The sequence below is a fragment of the Micromonospora sp. CNZ285 genome (assembly GCF_004637285.1).
In genome coordinates, this window is the sequence record NZ_SPQD01000001.1 from 2,696,787 (window position 1) to 2,716,405 (window position 19,619).

A 19,619-nucleotide genomic window follows, 5' to 3' on the forward strand; every position below is an offset into this window, starting at 1 on the left:
ACCCTCGTGGTCAGGAGACGAAGTGTGCAACTACTGCGGCTGTCGGGAGTTCCCGCTGATCGGCCGGCTCTCGGCCGAGCACGAGGCGATCGCGAACGCGGCCGGCCGGCTGCGCGGCGCGGTGCGGGCCTCCGGCCCGGACGCCCTGGTGGCGCTGGACGCGCTGCTGGCGCTGCTGATGCCGCACACCTCCACTGAGGAGGACGGCCTCTTCGTGGAGCTGCGGGCCGAGGGCAGCCTGGCCGGGGCGGTGGCGAAGCTCTGCGCGGAGCACGACGACATCCACGGCGTGCTCGGCGGCGTCGACCGGGCCGACCCGGACTGGCCCGCAGTGCTGGCCGCCCTGGACCGGCTCCACCGGCACATCGACAACGAGGAGCACGGTCTCTTCCCGGCCGCGGTGATCGCGCTGCCGATCCCGGCCTGGGACCGGATCACCCCGGCGGAGGCGGCAGCCAGGTGAGGCGGCCCGGATGTCGGCCGCTGCCGACGCCGCCCCGCGGCTACCGGCGGTGCGCCTCGGTGGTCTCGACCGGCACGGTCTCGCCGAGGTCGTAGAGGGCGTCGAGCACGTCCTCGGTCTGCCCGCGTCGCGGCCGCCCAGCGCGGCGCCCCACCCGGCCGGCACCAGGAAGAGCACGCTCCACAGTGGCCCCCGGTCCCGGACCTGCCCGGCGATCTCCGTCAGGGTGGCACCGAGACGGCCGGGCCCCGCTCCGTGCCCCGCCGGTGACCGCCCGACCGGGCCCGAAGTCCCGCCACGGACCCGCAGGTACAAAGCCGATGATCTCGGGACCTTCGGCCCGGTTTCCCGAGGTTGTACGTCGGCACCATGGCCATTACGCCCTCGCTCGGGGTTGCACTCCGGCGCATCTGCCGAGAACGTGGGGCAGTACGGCCATCTATCGAAGGAATGAGGCGTATGTCGCGAGCCACCGATAGTGCGGGGCGGGCGCTGCTGGCGGTGGGCGGCCTGGTACGCCGGGCCGAGGTCTCCGCCGACGGCCGGACATTGCACCAGATCGGCGGCCGGGAGGCGGACGCCTTCTACCGGGACCGCTGGTCCTACGACAAGGTGGTGCGCTCCACGCACGGAGTGAACTGCACCGGCTCGTGCTCCTGGAAGGTGTACGTCAAGGACGGCATCATCACCTGGGAGCAGCAGCAGACCGACTACCCGAGCGTCGGACCGGACCGGCCTGAGTACGAGCCTCGGGGCTGCCCCCGGGGTGCCGCCTTCTCCTGGTACACCTACTCCCCCACCCGGGTCCGCTACCCGTACGCGCGGGGCGTGCTGGTGGAGATGTACCGGGAGGCCAGAAGCCGCCTCGGTGATCCGGTGGCCGCGTGGGCGGACATCCAGGGCGACCCGGAACGACGCCGCCGCTACCAGAAGGCCCGCGGCAAGGGCGGCCTGGTGCGGATCACCTGGGACGAGGCCCAGGAGATGGTCGCCGCCGCGCACGTGCACGCGATCGCCGAGTACGGCCCGGACCGGGTCGCCGGCTTCTCCCCCATCCCGGCCATGTCGATGGTGTCGCACGCCGTCGGCGCCCGGTTCCTGTCCCTGCTCGGCGGCTCGATGCTGTCGTTCTACGACTGGTATGCCGACCTGCCGGTGGCCTCCCCGCAGGTCTTCGGCGACCAGACCGACGTGCCCGAGTCCGGGGACTGGTGGGACGCCTCCTACTTCGTCATGTGGGGCTCCAACGTCCCGGTGACCCGCACGCCGGACGCACACTGGATGGCCGAGGCGCGCTACCGGGGGCAGAAGGTCGTGGTGGTCAGCCCCGACTTCGCCGACAACGTCAAGTTCGCCGACGAGTGGATGCCCGCCCAACCGGGCACCGACGGCGCCCTGGCGATGGCGATGGGGCACGTCATCCTCAAGGAGTTCTTCGTCGACCAGCGCACCCCGCGCTTCGTCGACTACGTCCGCAGGTTCACCGACCTGCCGTTCCTGGTCACCCTGGAGCCGGGTGCTGACGGGGCGTACCGGCCGGGCAAGTTCCTCACCGCCGACGACCTGGGCGAGACGGACAAGGAGGCGGCCTTCCGGACGGTGCTCTGGGACTCGGCCACCGACGCTCCCGCCGTGCCGCGGGGCAGCCTCGGCCACCGTTGGGGCGAGCAGCAGGGCCAGTGGAACCTGGACCTGGGCGACCTGGAGCCGGCGCTGACCTGCCTCGGGGCGGGCGACGCGGTGGAGGTGGAGCTGCCTCGGTTCGACACCGACACCCCGCAGGCGCTGCGCCGGGGCGTGCCGACCCGCACGGTGCGGGGCCAGTTGGTGACCAGCGTCTTCGACCTGGTGCTGGCCCAGTACGGGGTGGGCCGCGACGGCCTGCCGGGCCAGTGGCCGACCGGGTACGACGACGTCGAGGCGCCGTACACGCCGGCGTGGCAGGAGCCGGTCACCGGGGTGCCGGCGGCGCAGGTGGCCCGGGTGGCGCGGGAGTTCGCCGACAACGCGGACCGCTCCGGCGGACGGTCGATGATCCTGCTCGGCGCCGGCACGAACCACTGGTTCCATTCCGACGCCACCTACCGGGCGATTCTGGCGCTGGTCACCCTCACCGGCTGCCAGGGGGTCAACGGCGGCGGCTGGGCGCACTACGTGGGGCAGGAGAAGTGCCGCCCGGCGACCGGCTGGGCGCAGCTCGCGTTCGGCCTGGACTGGGTCCGCCCGCCCCGGCAGATGATCGGCACCGCCTTCTGGTACGTGCACACCGACCAGTGGCGCTACGACACCTACTCCGCCGACGTGGTCTCCTCCCCCACCGGCACCGGCGCGTTCGCCGGCAAGCACACCATGGACCTGCTGGCCCAGTCGGCCCGCTCGGGGTGGATGCCGTCGATGCCCACCTTCGACCGCAGCCCGCTCGACCTGGCCGACGAGGCCCTCGCCGCCCGGCCGGACGACCCGACGGGCTGGGTGGCCGAGCGGCTCGGCGAGGGCGACGTGAAGTTCGCCTGCACCGACCCGGACGCGCCGGAGAACTGGCCACGGGTGCTGACCGTCTGGCGGGCCAACCTGCTCGGCTCGTCGGCCAAGGGCAACGAGTACTTCCTGCGGCACCTGCTCGGCACCGACGCGAACCTGCGCGCCGAGGAGGCGCCGGAGGAGTTGCGGCCCAAGGACGTGACCTGGCGGGAGGAGGCCCCGGAGGGCAAGCTCGACCTGCTGCTGAGCCTGGACTTCCGGATGACCTCCACGACGCTCTTCTCCGACATCGTGCTGCCCGCCGCCACCTGGTACGAGAAGCACGACCTGAGCAGTACCGACATGCACCCGTTCGTGCACGCCTTCACCCCGGCGATCAACCCGCCGTGGCAGACCCGGACCGACTTCGACGCCTTACACGGCATCGCGAAGGCGTTCTCCACTCTCGCCGGGCCGCGGCTGGGCGTACGCAAGGACCTGGTCGCGGCGCCGCTGCTGCACGACACCCCGGACGCGATGGCGACCCCGCACGGCCGGGTCCGCGACTGGGCGGCGACCGGGGAGACCCCGGTGCCGGGCCGGACCATGCCGAAACTGGTGGTGGTCGAGCGGGACTACGGCGCGATCGCCGACAAGATGGCCGCGCTCGGGCCGCTGATGGATACCCTCGGCACCACCGGCAAGGGCTTCTCGGTCGACGTGCGGCCGGAGGTCGAGTATCTGCGCCACAAGAACGGTGAGGTGCGCGGCGGCGCCGCGGACGGGCGGCCGTCGCTGGCGAAGGACACGCACGCCTGCGAGGCGATCCTGGCGCTGTCGGGCACCACCAACGGGCGGGTCGCCACCGCGGGCTTCCGGGACGTGGAGAAGCGCACCGGGGTACGCCTGGCGGACCTGGCGGCCGAGCACGAGGGCAAGCAGATCACCTTCGCCGACACCCAGTCCCGCCCGGTGCCGGTGATCACCAGCCCGGAGTGGTCGGGCAGCGAGCACGGCGGCCGCCGCTACTCCCCGTTCACCATCAACACCGAGCGGCTCAAGCCCTGGCATACGCTCACCGGCCGGCAGCACTTCTTCCTCGACCACGACTGGATGCACGAGGCCGGCGAGGCGCTGCCGATCTACCGGCCGCCGTTGGACATGCACAAGCTCTTCGGCGAACCGCGACTCGGCCGCAACGGGGAGCTGGAGATCACCGTCCGCTACCTCACCCCGCACTCGAAATGGTCCATCCACTCCGAGTACCAGGACAACCTGATCATGCTCACGCTGTCCCGGGGCGGACCGACGATGTGGATGAGCGAGGCCGACGCGGCGAAGATCGGCGTCCGGGACAACGAGTGGATCGAGGCGGTCAACCGCAACGGCGTGGTGGTCTGCCGGGCCGTGGTGACGCACAAGATGCCCGAGGGCACGGTCTACATGTACCACGCCCAGGAACGGGTGATCGACGTGCCCAAGTCGGAGACCAACGGCCGGCGCGGCGGCATCCACAACTCGCTGACCCGGCTGCTGGTCAAGCCCACCCACCTCATCGGCGGGTACGCGCAGCTGTCCTTCGCGTTCAACTACCTCGGCCCGACCGGCAACCAACGCGACGAGGTCACCGTGATCCGCCGCCGCTCCCAGGAGGTGCAGTACTGATGCGGGTCATGGCACAGATGGCGATGGTGATGAACCTCGACAAGTGCATCGGCTGCCACACCTGCTCGGTCACCTGCAAGCAGGCGTGGACCAACCGCTCCGGCGTCGAGTACGTCTGGTTCAACAACGTGGAGACCCGCCCCGGGCAGGGCTACCCGCGCACCTACGAGAACCAGGAGCGCTGGCAGGGCGGCTGGGTGCGGACCCGCTCCGGCAAGCTCAAGCCACGCTCCGGTGGCCGGGTGAAGAAGATGTTCAGCATCTTCGCCAACCCGAAGCTGCCATCCATGCAGGACTACTACGAGCCGTGGACGTACGACTACGAGCACCTGATCAACGCGCCGGCCGGCGAGGACACCCCGGTGGCCCGGCCGAAGTCGCTGCTCACCGGCCAGGATACGAAGATCACCTGGAGCGCCAACTGGGACGACTCGCTCGCCGGCGGCAACGAGATCGCCGCCGGTGACCCGGTGCTGGCGAAGGTCTCCGGCCAGGTGAAGCAGGAGTTCGAGAAGACCTTCATGTTCTTCCTGCCGCGCATCTGCGAGCACTGCCTCAACCCGTCCTGCGCGGCCTCCTGCCCGTCGGGGGCGATCTACAAGCGGGCCGAGGACGGCATCGTGCTGGTCGACCAGGACCGCTGCCGGGGCTGGCGGATGTGCGTGACCGGCTGCCCCTACAAGAAGGTCTACTTCAACCACCGCACCGGCAAGGCCGAGAAGTGCACCTTCTGCTTCCCGCGCATCGAGATCGGCCAGCCCACCATCTGCTCCGAGACCTGCGTGGGGCGGCTGCGCTACCTCGGGCTGATGCTCTACGACGCCGACCGCGTCGCCGAGGCCGCCGCCATCGCCGACGAACACGACCTGTACGACGCGCAGCGGTCGGTCTTCCTCGACCCGCACGACCCGGCCGTGGTCGCCGCCGCCCGCGAGGTCGGCATCCCGGACGACTGGATCGACGCCGCGCAGCGCTCGCCGATCTGGGACCTGATCATGCGCTACGAGGTGGCGCTGCCGCTGCACCCGGAGTACCGGACCATGCCGATGGTCTGGTACATCCCGCCGCTGTCGCCGGTGGCCGACGCGCTGCGCGAGACCGGCCACGACGCGGAGGAGGCCGGCAACCTCTTCGGGGCCATCGACGCGCTGCGCATCCCGGTGGAGTACCTCGCCGAGCTCTTCACCGCCGGCGACCCGGAGCCGGTGCGCGGGGTGCTGAACCGGCTCGCCGCGATGCGCGCCTACCAGCGCCGGATCAACCTGGGCGAGGAGCGCGACGAGTCCATCGCCGCCGCGGTCGGCATGACCGGCGCGGAGATGGACGAGATGTACCGGCTGCTCGCCATCGCCAAGTACGAGCAGCGGTACGTCATCCCCGCCGCGCACGCCGAGGACGCGCACCGGCTGGAGAAGATCGCCACCGAGTGCAGCCTCGATTACGAGGGCGGCCCCGGGATGGGCGGCGGCGGCCCGTACGGCCAGGGGCCCTTCGGGGAGTCCTCCGGCACGCCGATGCCGGTCCAGGTGGAGACCTTCCACATGCTGCGCGACCGGCAGACCGCGGAGGGCTTCACCGATCCGGGCGACGAACCCCGCCGGGTCAACCTGCTCAACTGGGACGGCAAGGGCAGCCCGAAGGGTCTCTTCCCGCCCCGCAGCCACGAATCCGCACCCGTCGACGGAGGTAACCGGTGAGCCAGCCGACCTGGCGGGCGGTGGCCGCCCGCGCGGCGTCCCTGCTGCTGCGCTATCCCGAAGAGGAGGTCCTCGCCGCGCTGCCCACCGTGCGGGCCGCGCTCGACGGCCTGCCGGCCGAGGTCGCCCGGCCGCTGCGCGAGGTGGTCGCCCACCGGGAAGCCGACGCGCCGGTCGACCTGCGGACCGCCTACGTGGAGGTGTTCGACTTCCGGCGCCGCTGTTGCCTGCACCTGACCTACTACACCTGCGGCGACACCCGTCGCCGGGGTGAGGCGCTGGTCGACTTCGCCGCCGCGTACAAGGCGGCCGGACTGACCGTCGTCGACGGCGAGCTGCCCGACTTCCTGCCCGCTGTCCTCGACCTGGCCGCCGCCGACGACGACGGGTGGCGGCTGCTGCGGGAGAACCGCGTCGGCCTCGACCTGCTGGTCGAGGCGCTGGCGCGGGAGAAGTCGGTGTACCGGCAGGCCGTCGCCGCCGTCCGGGAGATGCTGCCGCCCGCCCAGCCCGGGGACATCGCCGCCGCCGCCCGGCTGGCCCGCATCGGGCCGCCGGTGGAGCAGGTCGGACTCGAACCATTCGGACTGGTCGACACGACTGGAGGACGCCGATGAACATCCTGCTGTGGGTGGTGTACCCGTACCTGTCGATCGCGATCCTCGTCGGCGGCCTGATCTGGCGCCACCGCTACGACAAGTTCGGCTGGACGACCCGATCCTCCCAGCTCTACGAGAGCAGCATCCTGCGGTGGGGCAGCCCACTGTTCCACTTCGGAGTACTGATGGTCCTGATCGGACACATCGGTGGCCTGTTGGTCCCGAAGTCCTGGACCGAGGCGGTCGGCGTCACCGAGCACACCTACCACCTCATGGCCGTGTTCATCGGCACGGTAGCCGGCTTCTGCACCCTGATCGGGCTGGGCATCCTGATCGCCCGCCGCCGGTTGACCGGGCCGGTCTTCGCCGCCACCACCCGCAACGACAAGGCGATGTACGTGGTGCTGGCGGGGGTGATCGTGCTGGGCCTCTGGGCCACGGTGCGGGCCAACGTCGCCGGCCCCGGCTACGACTACCGGGAGACCATCTCCCCGTGGTTCCGGTCGCTGTTCTACCTCCGCCCGGATCCGGGGATCATGGCCGACGTCCCGGTGGGCTTCCAGATCCACATCCTGGCCGCCTTCGCGCTCTTCGCGTTCTGGCCGTTCACCCGCCTCGTCCATGCGTTCAGCGCCCCGGTCGGCTACGCCACCCGACCCTACGTCGTCTATCGCAGCCGCGACGACCGGCCCGGACTGCGGCCGACCCGCCCCGGATGGGAGGGGCCGCCCCGGCTGCCCACCCCGCGCGGCGGTCGGACCCGCTCGCGCCGGTGACCACCGCCGCCTCGACCGCCCGGAGACCGCCACCGGCTGCCTCCGGCGAACGGGCAGCCCGACGTCCCGGCAGGGAGGAACCACCGGTGACCATCGCACCGCACCACACCGACAGTCACCATTCGTCCCGACCCGCGACGGAGTGGGCCGCGGCGCGGGCGCTGGCCCACCGGCTCCCCGCTCCCCTGCCCGCGGAGTCGGTACCGCTGGCCTCCGCCGCCGGCCGGACCCTCGCGGCGCCACTGGTCGCGGCGGTCCCGCTGCCCGGGTTCGACAACTCCGCGATGGACGGATACGCGGTGCGCGGTCCGGGCCCGTGGCGGGTGGTCGGCCGGATCCTGGCCGGTCGCACCCACGCCGTCGCGCCCCTGGTCGAGGGGACCGCCGTAGAGGTGGCCACCGGCGCTCCCGTCCCGGCCCGGGCGGACCGGGTCGTGCCCTACGAGATCGCCGACCGGATCGGTGACGTCCTGCGGGCGGTGCCGGGCGACCGTCGGCACATCCGGGGCGCGGGCGAGTACGCCGCCCGCGGTCAGGAACTGGTGCCGACGGGTTCGCCGGTCACGCCGGCGGTGCTGGGGCTGGCCGCGAGCGTCGGCCTCGACCACCTCACCGTCCGGGCCCGACCCCGGGCCCGCCTGGTGATCAGCGGCGACGAGGTGATCCACGCCGGCCGTCCCCCGTGGGGCAGGGTCCGGGACGCGATCGGCCCGATGCTGACCCCGCTGCTGTCCGCCTGGGGAGCGGACCTCCTGGGTCCTCGGATGGTCGGCGACCAGCCCGACTGGTTCGCCGAGGCGATCGCGGACAGCACGCGAGAAGCAGACGTGACGGTCGTCTGCGGGGCGTCCTCCGTCGGCCCGGCGGACGGGCTGCACGCGTCGCTGCGGCACCTCGGGGCCGTGGCGCACGTGGACGGGGTGCGGTGCCGGCCCGGGCACCCACAGGTCCTGGCCCAGGCCGGGGCCCAGTGGATCGTCGGCCTGCCGGGCAACCCGTACGCGGCGCTGGTCGCCGCGCTCACCCTGATCGACCCGCTGCTCACCGGGCTGGCCGGACGGCCGCCGGCCGATCTGGACACCGCCGTCCTCACCGATCCGTTGCGCCTCGACGAGCGGAACACCCGGATCGTGCCGGTCCGGCGCGGCGCGCGGGGCGTGCGGCTGGTCGACGGGGCGCACCCGGGATACCTGGGCGCGGCGGCGGACGCCGACGCGCTGGCCGTGGTGCCGCCCGGTTGGCGTCCCGGCACCCCGGTCGGTCTGCTCACCCTGCCGTGACAGGTGGGGACGTCCTCCTGGCCGGGTCTTCCGGCCCTGCCGGGGTGGGTTGGCTCGAGCGAGGCTCGTACCGGTGAAGCGGACCGCCGCATTCCCCTTTGACGCCGCGACAGCAGCACGACAATCCTGACGGAGTTGAACGATGACCAGCATCCGTGACCAAGCCGGGTCCACCGCCCCGGTCGGGCGTCCCGAGGCCACCTCCGGCGCCGCCCTCCAGCTAGCCGTGGCCACCCTCGGTTTCCTGGTGAACTTCTGGGCATGGGCCCTGCTCGGTCCGCTGGGCCCCGGCATCAAGGAACGACTGGGGCTCGGCTTCGCCGCGCAGTCCCTGCTCGTCGCGGTGCCGGTGATCGTGGGCTCGCTGGGCCGCATCCCGGTCGGCGCGCTCACCGACCGGTACGGGGCCCGGGTAGTCTTCCCGCTGGTCACCGTCGTCACCATCGTGCCGGTGCTGACCCTCACCACGGTCTCCTCCTACCCGGCGCTGATCGTGACCGGCTTCTTCCTCGGCATCGGCGGCACCGCCTTCGCCGTCGGCGTCCCGCTGGTGTCCGGCTGGTATCCGCCGGCCCGGCGCGGCTTCGCCATCGGCGTGTTCGGTGTCGGCATGGGTGGCACGGCGATCGCCAACTTCACCACCGTCCGGCTGGCCGACACCTACGGGGAGCGGGCCCCGTTTCTGCTGGTCGCGGCGGTCCTGGCGGCGTACGCGGTGCTGTCGTTCTTGCTGCTGCGCGACGCGCCGGGCCCGGCCCGGCCCACCGGGTCGGCCTGGCAGCGGCTCGCCGGCGTCGCCCGGCTGACCGTCACCTGGCAGCTGTGCTTCCTGTACGCGGTCGGGTTCGGCGGGTTCGTGGCCTTCAGCGTGTACCTGCCGGCGTACCTGCGCACCGCCTACGGGCTCGACGCCGCGGACGGTGCGCTGCGGACCGCCGGGTTCGTCGTGCTCGCCGTGCTGGCCCGCCCGGCGGGCGGCTGGCTCTCCGACCGGCTGCACCCCGTGCCGGTGCTGGTGTGGTGCTTCGCCGGGGTGGCCGGGTTCGCCGTCGTGCAGGCCTTCCAGCCGGCCCTGATGCCGGTCGCCACGGTCGCGCTGCTCGGCATGGCGGTGCTGCTCGGCGCAGCCAGCGGCGCGGTGTTCGCCTTGGTCGGCAAGGTCGCCCCCGCCGACCAGGTGGGCGCGGTCACCGGGCTGGTCGGGGCCGCCGGCGGGCTCGGCGGGTTCGTGCCACCTCTGGTCATGGGCTGGGTGTACGGGTCGCAGGGCTCCTACGCCATCGGGCTGATGCTGCTCTCCGACGTGGCGCTGGCCGCCGCGGTGTTCACCGCGGTAAAGATGGGAGGCCTGGCCCGCCTCGCCGGTTGACGGTCTCGGTGCGGGCTGACCGGTGCCGGGTCTGGCCACTGACCGCTTCGTCAGGGCCGGGTCCGTCGAATGAACGGTGTGACCCGGGTCGTCGACGACGTGGCCATGGCCCACACCGGCATCATGGCTGGAACCCGCAACCCGTACGTCTTCCGCGGCCTCATCTACTGCGCCGCCTGCGACCGTCGCCTGCAGGGCCAGTACAACCACGGCGACGCCTACTACCGCTGCCGCTTCCCGCAGGAGTACGCCCTCGCCAACCAGATCCCCCATCCCCGCAACGCACATCGGCGGACAACCCTTGCGTAACGGCTTCCAATGGGCCGACCTGACCAGCTGATCCCGATCGCCCTCACCACGCCGACGCTGTCGGTCGATGCACTGGAGCGTGCGGTCGCGGGCATCGGCTCCGCCGCGGCCCGCGCCGTCAGCCGGACGGAGACGGCGTGGCGGCCTCCGAAGCAGGGCGAGTTCCCGGCCATTTCGTCCGGGAACTGGCCGGTCTGCGCGGACGAGCCCGAGGGCGAGGTCGGCCAGCAGGTCCCGCCTGCGACGGCCTCCTGGTCATGTCTGCTGGGCCGGGCGCGGGGTACGACCAGAGCCGGCCCGCCTCGGTTCAGGCCGCCACAGCCAGGAGCGAAACTGAGCCGTTCCCACTCCCGGCCCCGCGGGCACGGCAAGCCCGAGGGGGACGCCAGCAGGCTGCGACCCACCGGCCGCCGCCCGGTAGATGTCGAGACGATACCCACTGGGTAGGCTCCGAGATCGGCGCGGTGGTTGACAGTGGCACTGAGGGACAGGGCCGCCGTCAGCAGGGATGAAGGGCGGGCCCCCGGGGGGGCGGCCTTGTTCTCAGGGTTGGCTCGACGGGACCGGAGCGGATGCAACTGTGAAAGGCAACCAGCGGACTGGCGATGCGAGCGCTGCCGCATCCACGCTGGACCTGAACCCGCTTCAGAGTCGGCAGAGCCTACGCGAGGACGTAGCGCACGCCCTGCGCGCGGCTATCGTGGCTGGCAGCTTGAGGCCGGATTCGACCTACTCCGTCCCGATGCTTGCCGGACGCTTCGGCGTCTCGCCCACGCCGGTTCGCGAAGCGATCCTCGACCTGGCCAAGGAGGGCTTGGTCTCGATCGTCAAGAACAAGGGGTTCCGCGTCAAGGCCCTCAGTGAGCGGGATCTGGACGAAATCACTCAGATTCGGGAGCTTCTCGAGATTCCGGTGGTGGCCGACCAGACAGGCAGACTGTCGGAACCGCAGGTGCGGGAACTGCGGAGGTTGGCGGACAACATCGTTTCTGCTGCCGGACGTGGGGACCTGGTGGCGTACATCGAATCGGACAACGCCTTCCACCTGACACTGTTGCGTGCCGCCGGGAATCAACGGCTGGTCGAGACGGTTGCCGACCTGCGCAATCACACCCGTTTGTACGGCCTCGACGCGCTGGTGGAGAGTGGAGGGCTGGTCGACTCCGCGAACGAGCATCTCGAGTTGATCGAGCTCATCGCCGGGGGTGACCGTGAGGCCGTGGTCGGCCTGATGCAGCACCACTTGCGGCACGTCCGAGGCATCTGGGCGGCCCGTCGTGAAGACTAGGACCAACGTGCTCTGTTAGCACGTCCGACATGCCATGCTGCCGCCCCCGACCGCCAGCATGGCACCTCGGGCCACACCTACTGTGCTCGCCGGCAGCAGCCGGCCCGCCATCGCATGCGGTCACGCCCTCCGCACGTCATCGACTGACCTCGAACGTGCCAGGGGCGGGCCGATTGCACCTCTTGACGGGGCGGGCGCAGCCACTATGGTGCTGTGTAACATATTACCGATGGAGGCCGCATGGAAATGGCGCCGTGGCGTGGGGTTCTCGTAGCGACCGCTCTACCGTTCCACGCCGACCAGGGCATCGATTTCGATGCTTACGCTGCACATGTCGGGTGGCTCGCTGACAACGGCTGCCATGGCGTTGTCCCCAACGGTTCCCTCGGTGAATACCAGGCGCTCAGCAGCGAGGAACGGGCTTCGGTGGTGCGAACGGCGGTGCAAGCCGCCCCTGATGGGTTCGCCGTCGTACCAGGCGTCTCGGCCTACGGTGCCGACGAGGCACGGCGCTGGACCGAGCAGGCTGCGGAGGAAGGCTGCCCGGCCGTCATGTTGCTGCCACCGACGACGTACCGCGCTGACGAGGCAGCAGTGCTGGCCCACTACCGCGAGGTGGCGAAGGCAGGTCTACCGATCGTCGCCTACAACAATCCGATGGACACGAGGGTGGACCTGACACCCGACCTGCTGCGGCGTCTACACGACGAAGGTTTGATCGTCGCGGTCAAGGAGTTCAGCGGCGACGCCCGCCGGGCGTACCAGATCGCCGAGACGGCGCCTGGTCTCGACATCCTCGCCGGCGCGGACGACGTCGCGCTCGAATTCCTGATCGCGGGCGCGGTGGGGTGGATTGGCGGTTACCAGAACGCCATTCCGGCGAGCTGCGTTCGTCTTTACGAGGCCGCGACGGCGGGTGATCTCAGGACGGCCGTCCTCCTCTACCGGGCACTGCATCCGCTGCTCCGTTGGGATTCGCGCACTGAGTTCGTTCAGGCGATCAAGCTTTCCATGGATGTCGCCGGTCGTCCCGGTGGCTTCACGCGCCAGCCGCGCCAGCCACTGGCCCCCGCCGACGCCGAGGTCATCCGTGCCACGACCGAACGGCTGCTCGCGGCAGGGCACCGCTGATGCGCAGCAGCCGCGTCATTCACGTCGTCGACTCCCACACGGAGGGAATGCCCACCCGGGTGGTGACCGGAGGCGCGCCGCTCCTGCCGGGCGACACCATGGCGCAACGTCGGGAGTACCTGACGAACCACCGCGATGACCTGCGCACGTTTCTGATGTACGAGCCGCGCGGGCACTCCGCCATGTCAGGTGCGATCCTCCAGCCGCCCACCCGCCCGGACGCCGATGTCGGTGTGGTCTTCATCGAGGTGTCGGGGTGCCTGCCGATGTGCGGACACGGTGCGATCGGTGTGGCCACCGTACTGGCGGAGACCGGGATGGTGCCGGTCACCGAGCCGGTGACCACGATCCGCCTCGATACGCCGGCCGGACTGGTGGTGGCGTCTGCCAAGATCGAGCAGGGCCGCGCCACCGCTGTCACCATCCAGAACGTTCCTTCCTTCCTGGTGGAACAGGACGCCCTGGTCGAGATTCCCGGCTACGGCCACGTCCGTTACGACCTCGCGTTCGGCGGCAACTTCTATGCGATCGTCGACCTGCCGGAGCTGGGCCTGCGACTGGATCGCACGGACAAACAACGGCTGCTGGAGGTGGGTCTCAGTGTCATGAGAGGCGTGAACGACACCGCTCGGCCCGTGCACCCCGAGCAGCCGCACATCTCCGGATGCCACCACGTCTACCTGGCTGCGGAAGGGGCGACCGCCCGGTTGTCACGCCACGCCATGGCCATCCATCCCGGCTGGTTCGACCGATCCCCTTGTGGAACCGGCACGTCGGCGAGGATGGCACAGCTGCACGCCCGCGGGTTGCTCCCCCTCGGACAGGAATTCGTCAACGAATCCATAATCGGCAGCCGGTTTTCCGGTCGGCTGGTCAATACGACCACCGTCGCCGGTCGGCCCGCGGTGGTGCCGACAGTCACCGGGCGGGCGTGGCTTACCGGTACCGCCCAGTTCTTCCTCGACCCCGAGGACCCTTTCCCGGCGGGATTCATGTTGTGAGCCCCATTCAGAGCCGTTCTCCTCAGAAGCCGGACGATGTCGTCGCGGAGCGTACCCCGGTCACTCCTGATGGTGTGCGAAAGCTCGCCGATTCGGTCCGTGTCGCGCAGGACGCCTGGCGTCGTCGGGAGCCGTCCGGCCGCGCCGCGGCCCTGAGCGGGGCGGCGGACCGGCTGCGGGCTCGGGCCGGCGAAGCGGCTGCCCTGATCGTCCGTGAAGTGGGCAAGCCGGTCGTGGAGGCGAACGCCGAGGTCAGCCGGGCCGCTGCGATCCTCGACTACTACGCCCAGTCCTGCTTCGCGGCGATCGGCGACCTGCTGGCGCCGACGCTGCCGGCGAATCAGCCGGGACTGCTGTTCACCGAACGCCGGCCGCGGGGCGTGGCTGGTCTGATCACGCCGTGGAACTTTCCACTGGCCATCCCCCTGTGGAAGGCTGCACCGGCCCTCGCCACTGGTAACGGAGTGCTGCTCAAGCCGTCACCCGAGGCGCTGGCTTGCGGCGAGTTGCTGGCGGGCCTGTTCGACGGGCTGCTGCCCGACGATCTGCTCCATGTGGTGCCGGGAGGTGCGGACACCGGACAGGCCGTCGTCGAAGCGGCTGACGTCGTGTCCTTCACCGGCTCCGCGACGGTCGGCAGGGGTGTCGCCGCCGCCGCCGTTCGCGCCGGGCTGCCGGTTCAGGCGGAGATGGGCGGACAGAACGCCGCGGTCGTGCTGCCGGACGCCGACCCTGCCACCACTGCCACGATGCTGGCAGGTGCCGCCATGGGATATGCGGGCCAGAAGTGCACCGCGACCCGGCGAATCATCGTGGTGGGCGATGCCACCGCGCTCACCGAAGCCCTGGTGGCCGCGGTGGCGGGGCTACGCGTCGGCGACCCGGCCGATGCCGGCGTCGCAGTCGGTCCCGTCATCACCGACGCCGCGCGCCGCCGGGTTCTCGACGGCGTCGCGGCAGCCCGCGCGGCAGGAGGCCGGGTTCTCACTCGTCTCGCGTCCCCGGCTGACGGCCTCTATGTGGCGCCGGTGCTGCTCGATTCGGTCGACCCCGGCCATCCGGTCGCGTGCGAGGAGACGTTCGGCCCGCTGGCCAGCATCTTCACCGTGCCGGACCTGGCCGCCGCGGCCGCTCTGGTCAACCACGTTCGGTACGGGCTGGTGACGTCCGTCCACGGCCGCGACATCGGCCGGTTGTTCGAGGTGGTCCGGGCCATCGACACCGGCCTCATCCGGGTCAACACGCCCACTACCGGAGTCGATTTCCACGCGCCGTTCGGCGGTGAGAAGGCGTCCAGCCAGGGCCCTCGAGAACAGGGCACAGCCGCACTGGACTTCTACACCTCGTTACGCACCATCACCCTCTGCACTCCCCCACCCAGCCCCGCCGAGGAGGCCGCATGAAACGGGTCGACCTGCACACCGGTAGTCACGATCTGCCGGTCAGCCCCGCGCTGGAGGAGTTCATGCTCTCCGGGTGGGCGGACAGCGAGCGGCACGTCACACAGGTCGACGAGGTCGCCGGCTGGGCGGCGGCACGCCGGAGACAGCTGCACGGCCGTTTCTCCGGGGAACGGCTCGTCGTCCCGGCCGGAAGCTTCAAGAGGCGTTCGAACGACCAGCACTATCGGTTCCGCCCGCATTCTGCCTATGTCTGGCTGACCGGCGACCAGTCCTCAGACGGGGTCCTGGTCATCGAGCCGGACGGTGAGGAGGTGCTCTTTCTTCGCCCTCGATCCGACCGGAGCACGCCCGAGTTCTTCCGTGACCGGATGTATGGGGAACTGTGGGCCGGACGCCGGCCCACATTGGGAGAGAGCCGTCGGCGGCTGGCCGTGACGACCCGTCATCTGGCCGAGCTGGAGTCGGTCCTGTCCGGACGGGGCGTTCCGACCCGCGTGCTGCGTGGAGTCGACGTGCACGTGGATGGCCTGACGGCCGACGCCGCGGGACCGGGCGACCTGGAATTCGCCGCGGTACTGGATGAGATGCGGCTGGTCAAGGACGACTGGGAGATCGGCCAGCTGGAAGAGGCGGTAGCCATCACCACCCGCGGTTTCGAGGACATGGTGCGTGCCTTGCCGATGGCGAAGCGTACGTCCGAGCGTTACCTGGAGGGGGTGTTCTGGCAGCGGGCCCGCCTGGAGGGCAACGACGTCGGATACCACTCGATCGTGGCCGCCGGTGCGCACGCCGCCACCTTGCACTGGATCGACAACGACGGCGCGGTCCGCGACGGGGACCTGCTGCTGCTCGACGCCGGCGCCGAGACGAGGTCGCTCTACACGGCAGACATCACTCGTGTTCTACCGGTGTCCGGCCGGTTCGGTCCGCTGCAACGCGATCTCTACGAGTTGTGCCTGAAGGCGAACGACGCAGCTCTGGACTGCCTCAAGCCGGGCGCCGACTGGCGTGCGTTCCATCGGGCGGCGATGACCGTGCTGGCGTACGGCCTCGCCGACCTGGGCGTGCTGCCCGTGCCGCCGGAACGCGCCTTGACCGAGAAGTCCGGGCTCTACCGGCGGTGGACGCTGTGCGGGTCAGGCCACATGCTCGGTCTGGACGTCCACGACTGCGCGGCTGCCCGCGCTGACAGCTACCTGCACGGACGGCTGGCCGCCGGCCAGGTGCTCACTGTCGAGCCCGGCCTCTACTTCCAGCCTGACGACGAGTTGGTTCCGGCTGAGCTGCGCGGAATCGGGATTCGGATCGAGGAGGACGTCCTCGTCACCGACAACGGCTGTCGAGTCCTCTCCTCCGGGCTACCTCGACGCCCCGACGAGATCGAGGCGTGGATGCACCGGGTGGCGTCGTGATCGACGCCGGCGCGGACGTGGTGGTGATAGGCGCCGGGATGACCGGTGCCGCCTGCGCCTACTACGCCGCACGGGCCGGCCTGACGGTGACAGTGGTGGACCGGGCCGGCGTCGCGTCCGGCACCACCGGGGCCGGCGAAGGCAACATCCTCCTGTCCGACAAATCACCCGGCCCGGAACTCAGCCTGGCGCTTCATTCCGTCGCCCTGTGGCGCGAACTGGGCGAGACCATGGGCGATGCGCAGATCGAACTGGAACGTAAGGGCGGACTGGTGGTGGCCTCGGCGTCAGAGCACGACACACTGTCGGCGTTCGCGGACCGTCAGCGTGCTGCGGGCGTCGAGGCGCACGCCGTCGCCTCGCACGAGTTGCCCGGCTACGAGCCGCACCTGTCCCCCCATCTCGTCGGTGCGGTGCACTATCCCCAGGACATGCAGGTCCAGCCAATGCTCGCCGCCGCGCACCTGCTCCGTGCGGCCCGGGCAACGGTACTGACCGGCACCTGCGTCGTCGGCCTGCTCCGGGACGGCACCGGGGGGATCCGAGCTGTGCGGACTGATCATGGCCTGCTGTCAACGACCAGGGTGGTGAACGCCGCCGGCGTATGGGCTGGCAGAGTCGCCGCGTTGGCGGGCGTCGAGCTGCCGATCCTGCCTCGACGTGGCTTCGTCCTGGTCACCCAGCCGCTGCCAGAGCTCGTGCGGCACAAGGTCTACGCCGCCGGTTACGTTGCGAACGTCGAGCGCAGCACCGCTGGGCTGGAGATCTCCCCGGTGGTGGAGGGGACTCGCGCCGGCACGATCCTGATCGGGTCCAGCCGGGAGCATGTCGGCTTCGACCCGGCGATGTCTCTGCCGGCACTGCGAGGGCTCGCAGCGGCTGCGATACGTCTGTTCCCGATCCTGGCCGGCGTCTCCGCGATCCGCGCCTACCGGGGTTTCCGGCCGTACAGTCCGGACCACCTGCCGATCATCGGCGCGGACAAGAACGTGCCAGGGCTCTACCATGCCACCGGCCACGAGGGCGCCGGTATCGGCCTCGCCCCGGCGACCGGGCACGCCATCGCCGCACTGCTGACCGACCGCCGGCCGCACGTGGATCTACGACCGTTCGCACCGGAGCGTCACCATGTTCACCTTTGACGGCCGCCGGATCCCTCACGACGGGCGGCAGAGCGTCGCCGCGGCCCTTCTGGCCGCCGGGATCCGATCCTGGCGGAGCACACGCGTCGAAGGGCGCCCCCGGGGGGTCTTCTGCGGCATCGGCGTGTGCTTCGACTGTCTCGTCACGGTCAACGGTGTGCCGTCGCAGCGGGCCTGTCTGGTGGTCGCCCGCAGCGGTGACGTGATCGAACCTCAGGACGAGCGGCGGGAGGGAACATGAGCACGTACGACCTGGTGGTGATCGGTGCAGGACCGGCCGGTCTGGGCGCGGCGGTCACGGCGGCCGATGCCGGCTGCCGGGTGGCCGTCCTGGATGCCGGGCCGCGTCCCGGCGGACAGTACTGGCGGCACCGACCCGGTGCGGACGCCCACGGCCACACGGACTGGGCGGTGTTCGCCGGTCTGCGCGCACGGTTCGACCAGCTCGATCACCATCCGGACGCGGCAGTGTGGTTCGTCGAGTCTCGCCCCGACGACGTCGGTCCGCAGTTCGCCGTCCACACGCACTCCACGGTCGTGTACGGCCGGCGACTCGTCATCGCCACCGGAGCGCATGACCGGGTTGTCCCTTTCCCAGGTTGGGATCTGCCGGGGGTGGTCACCGCCGGTGGAGCTCAGGCCCTGCTGAAGGGTCAAGGGGTGGTGTTCGCGCGCCGCGTCGTCGTCGGGGGTACCGGACCGTTTCTGTTGCCGGTCGCGACCGGCTTGGCCGACGCCGGCGCCACGGTGGTCGGCGTGTACGAGGCGAACGACCCTGTCCGGTATGCACGGCACGTCGGTGCGGTTCTCGGCGCAGCGAGCAAGTTGACCGAGGCAGGCCGGTACGGGTGGCGGATGCTGCGTCGCCGGGTGCCGTATCGGCGGCGTACGGCTGTGGTGGCCGCGCACGGCGACGATCAGCTCGCCGGGGTGACGGTGGCGGCGATCAGCCCGCTGGGCTCGGTGGTGCCCGGCAGCGAGAGACACGTCGGCTGCGACGGTCTCGCCGTCGGCTTCGGTTTCACCCCGCAGGTGGAGGTGGCTGTCGCCCTGGGATGCGAGACATTCATGGACCGCGACGGCAGTCTCGTGGTGAGGATCGGGCCTGATCAAGCGACCTCGGTACCGGGCGTGTATGCAGCGGGCGAGGTGACCGGCGTCGGCGGGGCGAAGCTGGCGCTCGTGGAGGGGCACCTCGCCGGGGACGCGGTCGCCCGGTCTCTCGGTCGTGCGAGGTCACTGCGTGCGGGTGAGCGCAGTAGGCTGCTGCGGATCCGGCGTCGGCTGCGTCGTTTCGCGGCCGCTCTGCATGCGGTTCATCCCGTGCCGGCGTTCTGGCCCGACCTGTGTGACGACCAGACGCTCGTCTGCCGGTGCGAGGAGGTGTCGGCAGGCGCTGTTCGGCAGGCGGTGCGTGAACTGTCCGCGGGCGATGCCCGGGGCACGAAGCTGTTGACCCGCGCCGGCATGGGCTGGTGCCAGGGGCGAACATGTGGTTACGCCACAGCATGCCTCACCGCCCGAGAATCGGCCCGGCCGGTGAGTTCGGTGGATCTTCAGGGACATGCGTCTCGTACGCTGATGCAGCCGATCATGCTTGCCGACCTCGCCGGCGACGACTGAT

Annotated in this window: 16 protein-coding genes and 1 pseudogene; 16 read left to right on the top strand and 1 reads right to left on the bottom strand. The window is 70.9% G+C overall.

Annotated features, from left to right (window positions below):
• Positions 1 to 22: 22 nt before the first annotated feature.
• Positions 23 to 463 carry a hemerythrin domain-containing protein gene (locus tag CLT75_RS12110; RefSeq protein ID WP_013287109.1) on the top strand — a complete coding sequence of 147 codons (441 nt, stop codon included), beginning with the start codon at positions 23 to 25 and terminating at the stop codon, positions 461 to 463.
• Positions 464 to 512: 49 nt separating this feature from the next.
• Here the strand turns inward: CLT75_RS12110 and CLT75_RS33170 are convergent.
• Positions 513 to 688: pseudogene (locus CLT75_RS33170) on the bottom strand (radical SAM/SPASM domain-containing protein); the annotation flags it as partial.
• Positions 689 to 922: 234 nt separating this feature from the next.
• On the opposite strand from CLT75_RS33170, the gene CLT75_RS12120 reads away from it, so the two are divergent.
• The 15 genes from CLT75_RS12120 to CLT75_RS12190 all read left to right on the top strand — a co-directional run bounded on the left by CLT75_RS12120 (position 923) and on the right by CLT75_RS12190 (position 19,618).
• Positions 923 to 4,588: a nitrate reductase subunit alpha gene (locus tag CLT75_RS12120; protein WP_135240895.1), complete on the top strand. Its 3,666-nt coding sequence runs from the start codon at positions 923 to 925 to the stop codon at positions 4,586 to 4,588.
• Complete coding sequence (gene narH, locus CLT75_RS12125) at positions 4,588 to 6,285, top strand: nitrate reductase subunit beta (protein ID WP_064447298.1); 1,698 nt, start codon at positions 4,588 to 4,590, stop codon at positions 6,283 to 6,285. Before CLT75_RS12120 ends, narH begins: the two co-directional genes overlap by 1 nt.
• Positions 6,282 to 6,902, top strand: coding sequence for a nitrate reductase molybdenum cofactor assembly chaperone (narJ, locus tag CLT75_RS12130; RefSeq protein WP_064447297.1), 621 nt, complete (start codon positions 6,282 to 6,284; stop codon positions 6,900 to 6,902). Before narH ends, narJ begins: the two co-directional genes overlap by 4 nt.
• On the top strand, positions 6,899 to 7,660 hold the full coding sequence (gene narI / locus CLT75_RS12135) for a respiratory nitrate reductase subunit gamma (protein ID WP_135240896.1): 762 nt from the start codon (positions 6,899 to 6,901) through the stop codon (positions 7,658 to 7,660). Before narJ ends, narI begins: the two co-directional genes overlap by 4 nt.
• Positions 7,661 to 7,746: 86 nt before the next feature.
• Positions 7,747 to 8,940, top strand: a complete 1,194-nt coding sequence (locus CLT75_RS12140; RefSeq protein WP_486485145.1) for a molybdopterin molybdotransferase MoeA — start codon at positions 7,747 to 7,749, stop codon at positions 8,938 to 8,940.
• A gap of 142 nt (positions 8,941 to 9,082) precedes the next feature.
• On the top strand, positions 9,083 to 10,309 hold the full coding sequence (locus CLT75_RS12145) for an MFS transporter (RefSeq protein ID WP_135240897.1): 1,227 nt from the start codon (positions 9,083 to 9,085) through the stop codon (positions 10,307 to 10,309).
• Between the two features lie 69 nt (positions 10,310 to 10,378).
• Complete coding sequence (locus CLT75_RS12150) at positions 10,379 to 10,618, top strand: recombinase zinc ribbon domain-containing protein (RefSeq protein WP_064447293.1); 240 nt, start codon at positions 10,379 to 10,381, stop codon at positions 10,616 to 10,618.
• A gap of 580 nt (positions 10,619 to 11,198) precedes the next feature.
• Positions 11,199 to 11,906 (top strand): GntR family transcriptional regulator, encoded by a 708-nt coding sequence (locus CLT75_RS12155; protein ID WP_128137433.1) that lies wholly within the window; start codon positions 11,199 to 11,201, stop codon positions 11,904 to 11,906.
• Between the two features lie 240 nt (positions 11,907 to 12,146).
• Positions 12,147 to 13,037, top strand: a complete 891-nt coding sequence (locus CLT75_RS12160; protein WP_043325419.1) for a dihydrodipicolinate synthase family protein — start codon at positions 12,147 to 12,149, stop codon at positions 13,035 to 13,037.
• Positions 13,037 to 14,038 (top strand): proline racemase family protein, encoded by a 1,002-nt coding sequence (locus CLT75_RS12165; RefSeq protein ID WP_128137432.1) that lies wholly within the window; start codon positions 13,037 to 13,039, stop codon positions 14,036 to 14,038. The genes CLT75_RS12160 and CLT75_RS12165 overlap by 1 nt, the downstream gene beginning before the upstream one ends.
• Positions 14,035 to 15,441, top strand: coding sequence for an aldehyde dehydrogenase family protein (locus CLT75_RS12170; protein ID WP_135240898.1), 1,407 nt, complete (start codon positions 14,035 to 14,037; stop codon positions 15,439 to 15,441). The genes CLT75_RS12165 and CLT75_RS12170 overlap by 4 nt, the downstream gene beginning before the upstream one ends.
• A complete protein-coding gene (locus CLT75_RS12175) occupies positions 15,438 to 16,853 on the top strand; it encodes an aminopeptidase P family protein (protein ID WP_128137431.1) in 1,416 nt (471 codons plus the stop codon). Before CLT75_RS12170 ends, CLT75_RS12175 begins: the two co-directional genes overlap by 4 nt.
• Positions 16,850 to 17,995, top strand: a complete 1,146-nt coding sequence (locus tag CLT75_RS12180) for an NAD(P)/FAD-dependent oxidoreductase (protein WP_135240899.1) — start codon at positions 16,850 to 16,852, stop codon at positions 17,993 to 17,995. The genes CLT75_RS12175 and CLT75_RS12180 overlap by 4 nt, the downstream gene beginning before the upstream one ends.
• Complete coding sequence (locus CLT75_RS12185; RefSeq protein ID WP_135240900.1) at positions 17,982 to 18,236, top strand: (2Fe-2S)-binding protein; 255 nt, start codon at positions 17,982 to 17,984, stop codon at positions 18,234 to 18,236. The genes CLT75_RS12180 and CLT75_RS12185 overlap by 14 nt, the downstream gene beginning before the upstream one ends.
• Positions 18,233 to 19,618, top strand: a complete 1,386-nt coding sequence (locus CLT75_RS12190; RefSeq protein ID WP_135240901.1) for an FAD-dependent oxidoreductase — start codon at positions 18,233 to 18,235, stop codon at positions 19,616 to 19,618. Before CLT75_RS12185 ends, CLT75_RS12190 begins: the two co-directional genes overlap by 4 nt.
• Position 19,619 lies beyond the last annotated feature (1 nt).

What these genes read in the sequence shown, in the direction of transcription:
- CLT75_RS12185 (WP_135240900.1), top strand. Translation starts at nt 17,982, where the DNA reads ATGTTCACCTTTGACGGCCGCCGGATCCCTCACGACGGGCGGCAGAGC.
- CLT75_RS12145 (WP_135240897.1), top strand. Translation starts at nt 9,083, where the DNA reads ATGACCAGCATCCGTGACCAAGCCGGGTCCACCGCCCCGGTCGGGCGT.
- CLT75_RS12175 (WP_128137431.1), top strand. Translation starts at nt 15,438, where the DNA reads ATGAAACGGGTCGACCTGCACACCGGTAGTCACGATCTGCCGGTCAGC.
- CLT75_RS12160 (WP_043325419.1), top strand. Translation starts at nt 12,147, where the DNA reads ATGGAAATGGCGCCGTGGCGTGGGGTTCTCGTAGCGACCGCTCTACCG.
- CLT75_RS12120 (WP_135240895.1), top strand. Translation starts at nt 923, where the DNA reads ATGTCGCGAGCCACCGATAGTGCGGGGCGGGCGCTGCTGGCGGTGGGC.
- narI (WP_135240896.1), top strand. Translation starts at nt 6,899, where the DNA reads ATGAACATCCTGCTGTGGGTGGTGTACCCGTACCTGTCGATCGCGATC.
- CLT75_RS12150 (WP_064447293.1), top strand. Translation starts at nt 10,379, where the DNA reads ATGAACGGTGTGACCCGGGTCGTCGACGACGTGGCCATGGCCCACACC.
- narH (WP_064447298.1), top strand. Translation starts at nt 4,588, where the DNA reads ATGCGGGTCATGGCACAGATGGCGATGGTGATGAACCTCGACAAGTGC.
- CLT75_RS12165 (WP_128137432.1), top strand. Translation starts at nt 13,037, where the DNA reads ATGCGCAGCAGCCGCGTCATTCACGTCGTCGACTCCCACACGGAGGGA.
- CLT75_RS12190 (WP_135240901.1), top strand. Translation starts at nt 18,233, where the DNA reads ATGAGCACGTACGACCTGGTGGTGATCGGTGCAGGACCGGCCGGTCTG.